At 38.9% G+C, this 5,824-nt stretch carries 8 protein-coding genes; 4 read left to right on the top strand and 4 right to left on the bottom strand.

Annotation, left to right across the window (positions count from 1 at the left end):
- The 4 genes from HRT50_RS17295 to HRT50_RS17310 form a co-directional block, all read left to right on the top strand.
- The coding region (locus HRT50_RS17295) for a penicillin-binding protein activator (RefSeq protein ID WP_291616807.1) at positions 1 to 1,170 on the top strand (1,170 nt) is incomplete at its 5' end.
- Entirely contained in the window at positions 1,157 to 1,546 is a 390-nt protein-coding gene (locus tag HRT50_RS17300) for a YraN family protein (RefSeq protein WP_291616809.1), read from the top strand. The genes HRT50_RS17295 and HRT50_RS17300, both read left to right, overlap by 14 nt.
- 68 nt (positions 1,547 to 1,614) lie before the next feature.
- A complete protein-coding gene (locus HRT50_RS17305) occupies positions 1,615 to 2,205 on the top strand; it encodes a phosphoheptose isomerase (protein WP_291616811.1) in 591 nt (196 codons plus the stop codon).
- Entirely contained in the window at positions 2,206 to 2,820 is a 615-nt protein-coding gene (locus HRT50_RS17310) for a BON domain-containing protein (RefSeq protein ID WP_291616813.1), read from the top strand.
- Positions 2,821 to 3,066: 246 nt separating this feature from the next.
- Here the strand turns inward: HRT50_RS17310 and HRT50_RS17315 are convergent, their stop codons facing one another.
- The 4 genes from HRT50_RS17315 to HRT50_RS17330 form a co-directional block, all read right to left on the bottom strand.
- Positions 3,067 to 3,546, bottom strand: a complete 480-nt coding sequence (locus tag HRT50_RS17315; RefSeq protein ID WP_291616815.1) for a ClpXP protease specificity-enhancing factor — start codon at positions 3,544 to 3,546, stop codon at positions 3,067 to 3,069.
- Complete coding sequence (gene sspA / locus HRT50_RS17320) at positions 3,546 to 4,187, bottom strand: stringent starvation protein SspA (protein WP_291616817.1); 642 nt, start codon at positions 4,185 to 4,187, stop codon at positions 3,546 to 3,548. Before sspA ends, HRT50_RS17315 begins: the two co-directional genes overlap by 1 nt.
- A 92-nt stretch (positions 4,188 to 4,279) precedes the next feature.
- Positions 4,280 to 5,002 (bottom strand): cytochrome c1, encoded by a 723-nt coding sequence (locus tag HRT50_RS17325; RefSeq protein WP_291616819.1) that lies wholly within the window; start codon positions 5,000 to 5,002, stop codon positions 4,280 to 4,282.
- Positions 5,002 to 5,824, bottom strand: an 823-nt coding sequence (locus HRT50_RS17330; protein WP_291616821.1) for a cytochrome bc complex cytochrome b subunit, incomplete at its 5' end; no start/stop codon positions are given. The genes HRT50_RS17330 and HRT50_RS17325, both read right to left, overlap by 1 nt.

Below are 5,824 nucleotides of genomic sequence, written 5' to 3' on the forward strand. Positions count from 1 at the left end.
ATGGCTAGTTTTGCTAATGATGAGACTAAAAAACTCCACTTTTTAGATAGTAACACCGTTAACTGGTATGGCTTAAGCAATGAGTTCTCGACCTTAAAAGTTGATTATGTCATTGGCCCATTACTAAAATCTAATGTCGATAAATACATCACTCATACCAGCGCCCAAGCACAGTCACGAAATGACTATATGTTGAATGCTAACTCTGGCTTGTTTGACCTTAACCATAACAGTGACCATGAGGTTTTGAACGCAGCAATTAGTGGCCTCGAACAGCCAGTTGACTATATTAGTGCCATTGATAGCCCGTCGGCTATAGAGAGTTATCTGCAGCCTGCATCTAATTCCAGAGCCATATCGACTTTGTTACTAAATATCCCAACAAATACCTCACTAACTGATCGGCATACTGTGTTGTCTATGCGTCCAGAAGATGAAGCTAAGCAAGCAGCCGCAACATTAAGCCGTCAATACTATCAACATCCTATTGTATTAAGTCAAAAAGGAATTGTCAGTAAACGTATAGCTCAAGCTTTTGTAAAACAATGGCAGCGTATTACCGGTAACGTTATAGAAGTTGTTTATTACGATACCGGTGCACAAATGCAAGCGAATATTAAAGCAAGTTTATCGGTAGATAAGAGTAAAACCCGTATTGCTAAATTTAAAAGTCGGCTTAATCAGAGTATAAAAACGCAAGCAAGAAATCGCCGTGATATTGATATGATCTATCTTGTCGGCACCCCTGAACAAACACGACTAGTGAAGCCTTATATTGAAGTTAATATCAGTCCATTTGCTGAAGTAATACCTGTTTTTGCTAGTTCACGCAGCCATAGTATCCACAGTGATTACAGCAGTAACAGCGATCTACGTGGGTTAACGTTTACCGAAATCCCTTGGTTATTAACCAGTGAGCAAAATAGCGAGTTAGCAGCACTGAGCCAAGAGCTATGGCCAAAGCGCAATGGTGGCTTATCCCGCCTTTTCGCTATGGGTTATGACAGCTATCAACTTATCAGTAAAATCCCTTTAATGCAGCAAGCTCCTTACCTGCAACATTGGGGACAAACTGGTACTTTAAAACTGAATGAAAATAGTATTTTAACGCGCAGTTTACTCTGGGGCACTTATAAGAGAAACAAGGTAGTATCTATTGCTATGGAATAAACATACTCCAGCACTAAACGACACCGGTACCGATAAAGGTAAAATTACCGAGCAGTTTGCTGAGTATTTTTTAATTAAACAAGGCTTAAGCCTTATTGAAAAAAACTACCACAGCCGTCAAGGGGAGATCGATCTGATTATGCTTGATGGTGATACTTATGTGTTTATTGAAGTAAAATATCGTAAAAATAAGGCCTTTGGTGGTGCTATTGCCGCTATTACTGCCAGTAAGCAGAAAAAAATTAAACATTGCGTAACATTTTATCTGCATCAAGTTGGTTTAAATGAATATAATACTCCTTGTCGTGTTGATGTTGTGGCGCTCGAAGGTGATATCAGTCATCCACAAGTAACCTGGTTAAAAAATGCTTTTTAACCTTATTAACTATTAGACATTAATTTCCAACATACCAATTAACAATAACGTCACGGAGCCAGGCTTCAATGCTAGAACAGATTAAAAATAATTTTAAAGAAAGCATACAAACACAAATTGCTGCTAGCGAGCTATTAGCCCCATCTATTGAACATGCAGGGATGATGATGGTGCAATGCCTATTAAGTGGCAATAAAATCATCTCTTGTGGCAATGGTGGCTCAGCCGGGCATGCACAGCATTTTTGTGCGCAATTACTCAATAAGTATGAAACAGAGCGCCCTAGCCTACCGGCAATATCTCTTAATAGTGATATTTCTACCATCACCTCTATCGCCAATGACTATCAATATGATGAAGTATTCTCTAAACAAATTAGAGCGCTAGGTCTTAATGGCGACGTATTATTAGCTATCTCTACCAGCGGTAACTCCCGCAACGTGGTAAAAGCTATTGAGAGTGCAGTATCGCGTGATATTCCTATCATTGCCCTTACTGGCGGTGATGGTGGTGACATTGCGGGTTTATTAGGTGAAAACGATGTCGAAATACGTGTACCTTCCGCGAGAACCTCAAGAATTCAAGAAGTACATTTAGTTGTTATCCATAGTTTATGTGAAATCATTGATACTACCTTGTTCCCTCAAGGTGACCTGTAAATGCCTAACTCACCAAAGTACTCATCGGTATTTGTTAAAGGTAAAGCTACGCGGATTGCTGCCCTATTAATGCTAATATCTGCTCTACAAGGTTGCGCAGTTGCCACTGTGGTAGCAGTAACGGCAGGCGCAACTATGGTCGCCGACAGACGTAGTTTTAGTAAACAAATAGATGATCAAAGTATTGAGTTTACTGCCCATAATGAACTAGCCAAACAAAAGGCCTTAACAAAAAACACTAACTTACACGTGATTAGTATGAATGGTACCGTCTTAGTTATTGGTCAAGCACCTAATACTTATCTTCGAGATCTTGCCATTAAAACAATACAAGATGTAGCGGATATAGTCACTATTCACAATCAAATACGCATTGGCTCTACTATATCGGTAACCACAAAAAGTAATGACATTTGGCTAACCTCTAAAGTTAAATCGGCTCTACTTACCAACAGCGGAGTAAATGCCAAAGATGTAAAAGTAGTAACTGAAAATGCTGAAGTCTTTCTTTTAGGATTGGTTACTAAGGAAGAAGCAGATATTGTGGTGGAGATAACCCGTAACATTAGCGGTGTTAGTCGTGTATATAAGGCTTTTGAGTATATTAGCATCTAGCTGATGACTTTATTTCAAAGCAAAAAAAACCTGTAAATATCAACGATATTTACAGGTTTTTATTTGGCTTTATCGAACAGTTATACCCGTTTCATTAAGTTTGTGATCTTGTTGTGCACCGGAAAAATAAATCAAAGCAAGGCGCTCGATTGACCAATAGCAAGCTATTGGGATTGAGAGCAACGCCGCCTTGGCCTATTTTACCCCGCACAAGTGGGCAATAATTTAATGAAATAGGTATTAAAGCTATTTAATAATTTTCAAGCTAGCTTTGCTTTTACCTTTCGGCTTGTTCGATTTTCCTGTCTCACTACCCGTTGAAGCAACACTCATTAAAGTAGATTTTGGTTTTTCAGGTACTTGCTCAACTATCTCATCTTCATCCTCAACAGGATGTTCGATAGGTAATGAAGTCCCCGCACCGTTTTCTTTAGCGTATATTGCACCTATAGCACCGTAAGGTACGGTAATATGCTCTAATATACCGCCAAAACGGGCACTAAACTCAATAGTTTTATCACCCAAGGCAATAGTACCAACTGCTGAACTAGCAATGTTTAGTACAATCTGCCCATCAGCAACATAACTCATCGGTACTAGCACACCGTAAACATTGACATCTACCATGATGTATGGCGTTAGATCATTGTCTGAAATCCACTCATAGAAAGCCTTAACTAAATAAGGCTTATTAGAGCTCATTGAGCTAGGTGTTGCATCATCCATTAGGCAGGATGACCAAAGCGTAATTCACGCTCAGTTTCGGTCAATGAAGCTTGGAATGATTCACGTTCAAACAAACGTAACATGTAAGTTTTAAGTTCTTTTGAACCTTGACCAGATAATTCAATACCAAATACAGGCAAACGCCATAATAGTGGTGCGATATAACAATCAACCAAGCTGTACTCTTCACTCATAAAGTATGGCGCTTCATTTAAAATTGGCGCAATGCTTAGTAAGCTTTCTGTTAACTCTTTACGGGCTTTCGCTGCTTCTGTTGCAGTACCAGACATAATGATTTTTGTAAGGCTATACCAATCTTGCTCGATACGGTGCATCATTAAACGGCTACGACCACGTGATACCGGGTAAACTGGCATTAATGGTGGATGAGGAAAACGCTCATCTAAATACTCAACAATGATTTTAGCTTCGTATAGCGCTAATTCACGGTCAATTAAAGTTGGCACTGTACCATATGGATTTAAGTCCAATAAGTCTTCTGGCAAATTAGCTAAATCAACTAAGTTGATGTCAACACCAACACCTTTTTCTGCTAAAACAATGCGCGTCTGATGACTATACATATCATCGGCATGAGAGAACAACGTCATCACAGAGCGTTTATTTGCTGCTACGGCCATAGAGCCTCCTAAAATCATTTACATTAAAAACTAACAAAGGGGAATTTGATATTTTACCATCAAATTCCCCTGAAATATTTTACATCAATAACTTAATGTACGTCTTTCCAATACTCTTTCTTAAGGAAGTAAGTAAGAATAAAGAAGAAGAACAAGAAAGCTAATACCCAATAACCAAGGGCTTTACGCTCAAGTTTATTTGGCTCACCAACATATTCTAAAAAGTTAGTTAAATCACGAACAACTACATCATACTCTTCAGCAGTTAAAGTACCACCCATTGCTGGAGATAGCTTACCATGTTCGTCAATAGTGCTAACACCTTGCAAGTCTTGCAATACGTGCGGCATACCAACATCTTTAAAAACAGTGTTATTTACGCCAAATGGACGTTCTTCATCAATATGGAATGAACGTAAATAAGTATAGATCCAATCAGGACTACGTAAACGTGCTTCCAAAGTTAAATCAGGTGGCGCGCTACCAAACCAGCTAGCCGCTTCTTTTTTTGGCATGTTATTTAGAATATGACCACCAACTTTATCACCAGTGTACATATAATTAGCAATACCGTCCGCTTCTTCAATACCTAAATCGTCAAAAGTACGACCGTAACGTTGGTACTGTAACTGATGACAACCTAAGCAATAGTTGATATAAGTTTTAAAACCTTTTTTCAAAGACTCTTTGTCAGTTAAATCGTTATTTGCTTTATCTAACTTAACACTTGGTCCAGAGGCTACAGCTGAGAATGGCACAAGTGCCGTTAAGCTGCAAAGCATACCGAAAGTAGCGGCAATAATTAATTTTTTCATTAGTCTGCAATCCTCTCAGGTACTGGTTTAGTATTTTCATTTTTACTGTAGAACCATAAAGCAACGAAGAAACCAAAGTAACCAAAACTAGCAATTACACCGATCATATTAGCAACAGGTGTCGCAGGCATGGTACCTAAAGCGCCAAGTACTACAAAACAAATCGCAAATTGAATTAAGTTGATTAAGTGCCACTTCGAGCGATAACGCACAGACTTAACCGTACCGCGATCAAACCAAGGTAATAAGAACAACACTATAATAGCGGAGAACATACCAACCGCACCTAATAACTTATCAGGAATAACACGTAAAATAGTGTAGAAAGGACCAAAGTACCACACTGGTGCAATATGCTCAGGTGTTTTCAAGCCATTTGCTGGCGTGAAGTTTGGTGCTTCCATAAAGTAACCACCACCCTCTGGCGCAAAGAACATTACCCAACAGAATAAGAATAAGAAACCAACAACACCCATAATATCTTTAACGGTGTAATACGGGTGGAAAGGTACTGCATCAACAATGTCATAGTTGGCACTGTATTGCTTGTGGAAAGTAAACTTACTTAATTCTTCTGGTTTAACACTGCCTTTAGGCTTCTTAATGTCAATACCTTCAGGGTTATTTGAACCCACTTCATGCAAGGCTAGAATATGTAAGAACACTAAGATAACTAATACGAATGGCATAGCAATAACATGTAAAGCAAAGAAGCGGTTTAAAGTAGCACCCGATATGACGTAATCACCACGTATCCACAGTGTTAAATCATCACCTATGATTGGCACAGCGCCAAACAAGGAAATAATTACTTGCGCACCC

Source organism: Colwellia sp. (assembly GCF_013215345.1).
Classification (GTDB): domain Bacteria; phylum Pseudomonadota; class Gammaproteobacteria; order Enterobacterales; family Alteromonadaceae; genus Colwellia.

What these genes read in the sequence shown, in the direction of transcription:
- HRT50_RS17310 (WP_291616813.1), top strand. Translation starts at nt 2,206, where the DNA reads ATGCCTAACTCACCAAAGTACTCATCGGTATTTGTTAAAGGTAAAGCT.
- HRT50_RS17305 (WP_291616811.1), top strand. Translation starts at nt 1,615, where the DNA reads ATGCTAGAACAGATTAAAAATAATTTTAAAGAAAGCATACAAACACAA.
- HRT50_RS17325 (WP_291616819.1), bottom strand. Translation starts at nt 5,002, where the DNA reads ATGAAAAAATTAATTATTGCCGCTACTTTCGGTATGCTTTGCAGCTTA.
- HRT50_RS17315 (WP_291616815.1), bottom strand. Translation starts at nt 3,546, where the DNA reads ATGGATGATGCAACACCTAGCTCAATGAGCTCTAATAAGCCTTATTTA.
- sspA (WP_291616817.1), bottom strand. Translation starts at nt 4,187, where the DNA reads ATGGCCGTAGCAGCAAATAAACGCTCTGTGATGACGTTGTTCTCTCAT.